The sequence below is a fragment of the Peterkaempfera griseoplana genome (genome assembly GCF_001418575.1).
Taxonomy (GTDB): domain Bacteria; phylum Actinomycetota; class Actinomycetes; order Streptomycetales; family Streptomycetaceae; genus Peterkaempfera; species Peterkaempfera griseoplana.
On sequence record NZ_LIQR01000749.1, the window covers coordinates 1 to 2596 of the forward strand.

Here is a 2596-nt window from a genome sequence, read left to right on the forward strand (position 1 = left end):
TGATCCCGCCCGCCCGGCGCCGGAGCCGCCCCGGGCACCGGCGCCCACCCGAACACAGCACCCCGCGCATGTGACCCCAGGACACCACCCCGGTCCTGGGGTCACGTGCCGTTGCTCCCGGAGACGCACCGGTTCCGCACCCGCCCTCGCCCGGCACCGCACAGCACCGCGCCTCCGGCCGCCACCAGGCCGTCGAGGCGCGCCCTGCCCCCGCCTCCGGCACCGCCGTGCTCGCGGACCGCGACACGGACGAGGCTGACCACCTGCGGGTACTGCCCGGCAACACCACGGACACCCAGGGGACTCCGATCCCCACGCCGTTCCGGGCGCGAACGCGCCGGCGAGCCGGCCGCGGCCCCCGGCGGGTTCCTACGATGCGGTCGCGCGGGGGTGGGTCTCGTACATCCGCACCGCGACCAGGATCCCGGCGGCGGCGGTGAGGGCTGCGACGGCCCAAATCGCGGTGGTCAGGCCGAAGGCGTCCGCGAGGACCCCGGCCAGCAGGGCGCCCACGGCGAAGCCGCCGTCGCGCCACAGGCGGTAGACACCGACGGCGCGGGCCCGCCAGGCGGGATGGGCGACATCGCCGACGACCGCGAGCAGGGTCGGGTAGACCATGGCCGTACCGGCGCCGATCAGGAGCTGGGCGACGGCCCACACCGGGAACGTGGTCCCGAGGGCGACGAGCCCGATCGCGGCGCCCTGGAGCAGCATGCCCGCGGTGATCAGGTGTTTGCGGCCGACACGGTCGGACCACCAGCCGGTGAGGATCTGCCCCGCACCCCAGACGGCCGGGTAGAGGGCGGCCAGCAGGCCGATCCGGCCGATGCCGAGCCCGTGCGCGGCGTACAGCAGGGGAAAGATGCCCCAGGCCAGGGCGTCGTTGAGGTTGTTGACCATTCCGGCCCAGCTGGCGGCGGAGAGCGCCCTGTCGCCGGCACTGGTGGTGCGGACGATCCGGCCGGTGGTCAGCTCGCCGTGGTGGTCCGGTTCGGCCGGGGCCGGGTGGAGGGCGGCTTCGGCCCGGGCGTGTTCGCGGGTCTCATGCACCGCGAGCACGGAGAGACCCAGGCCGAGGGCGGCGTAGGCGATGCCGAGGAGGAACGGCTGGGGCCGCAGCCCCCAGTGCGCGGCGATGGCGCCGGTGGCCATGGCCGTGACGGCGACCGCGCCGTAGCCGGCGGCCTCGTTGAGGCCCATGGCCAGTCCGCGGCGGGCCGGTCCGACCAGGTCGATCTTCATGATGACGGTGGTGGACCAGGTCGAGCCCTGGTTGATGCCGAGCAGCACATTGGCGAGGACCACCCAGCCCCAGGAGGGGGCCCAGATCAGCAGCAGGGGCACCGGCAGTGCGAACAGCCAGCCCGCCACCAGCACCGGCTTGCGGCCGAAGCGGTCCGAAAGGGTCCCGGCGAAGAAGTTGGCGATCGCCTTGGTCGCGCCGAACGCGACGATGTACGTCAGGGCGGCTGTGTAGGCGGACAGGTGGAAGACCTTGTCGGCGAGCAGCGGCACGACGGTGCGCTCCTGACCCAGCATGCCGCCGACCAGGGCGTTGACCACGACCAGCAGCGCGAACGCGGGGAGGTTGGCGCGCAGGCCCAGGCGTATGCCGCCGGGCCCGTTCGGCGCGAGGGCGGGGGTGGCGCTGGTCATGCTCGGTACTCCAGTTCTCGTCCGGTGGCGGCCTGCTCGGCCGGTCCGCCGCTCGGCCGGTCCGGCACCGCAGGATCGCGGCGGGCGGCGGCCGGGACGTCGGGTGCTGGTCGGCGAAGCCCGCAAGGCCCCATGACGAGGGGCGCGCGGCAGGGCTGCCAGGTTCCCCTACAATAATCCATGGATTTATGGAGGAAGCCATGGGAGACCCCGCCCGCAAGGCCGAGCTGTTCGACGCCCTCGCCCGCACCGGCAAGGCGCTGTCCAACGGCAAGCGCCTTGAACTGCTCGACCTGCTCGCCCAGGGCGAGCGCGGCGTCGACTCCCTCGCCAGGGCCGCCGGCCTAGGCCTGACCACGGCCTCGGCGCACCTGCAGGTCCTCCGGCAGGCCGGCCTCGTCGTCACCCGCCGCGAGGGGGTACGCATCCACTACCGGCTCGCGGGGGACGATGTCGCCGCGCTGTACGCACTGCTGCAGCAGGTCGCCCGTACCCACCTCGCCGCCACCGAGCAGGCCCGCACCGCCTACCTCGGCCCCGAGGACACCGACCACCTCACCCGCGAGGAACTGCTGGACCGGGTCAAGGCCGGCACCGCCACCGTCATCGATGTGCGCCCCGCCGAGGAGTACACGGCCGGCCACATCCCCGGCGCCCTCTCCATCCCGGTCGACCAGCTGGAGTCCCGGCTAGCCGAACTCCCGGCCGACGTCGAGGTCGTCGCCTACTGCCGCGGCGCCAACTGCGTCTTCGCCCATGACGCCGTCCGACTCCTGAACGCGCACGGCCGCGCCGCGAAGCGGCTGGCAGACGGAATGCTCGAATGGCGCCTGGCGGCCCTCCCCGTCGAAGCCGGCGCGGCATGACCGCGATCCCGGCCACCGGCAGGGCCACCCTCATCACCGCACCCGGCCCGGGCTCCTGACGCCCCACACCGCAC

At 74.1% G+C, this 2596-nt stretch carries 2 protein-coding genes; one reads left to right on the forward strand and one right to left on the reverse strand.

The features are described 5' to 3' along the window. Positions 1 to 369: 369 nt before the first annotated feature. Positions 370 to 1656 (reverse strand): MFS transporter, encoded by a 1287-nt coding sequence (locus tag AOK09_RS36340; protein ID WP_055591433.1) that lies wholly within the window; start codon positions 1654 to 1656, stop codon positions 370 to 372. Positions 1657 to 1856: 200 nt separating this feature from the next. Here AOK09_RS36340 and AOK09_RS43335 point away from each other — a divergent pair, with 200 nt between their 5' ends. Then, complete coding sequence (locus AOK09_RS43335; RefSeq protein ID WP_055591434.1) at positions 1857 to 2522, forward strand: ArsR/SmtB family transcription factor; 666 nt, start codon at positions 1857 to 1859, stop codon at positions 2520 to 2522. The last annotated feature ends 74 nt before the right edge of the window (positions 2523 to 2596 follow it).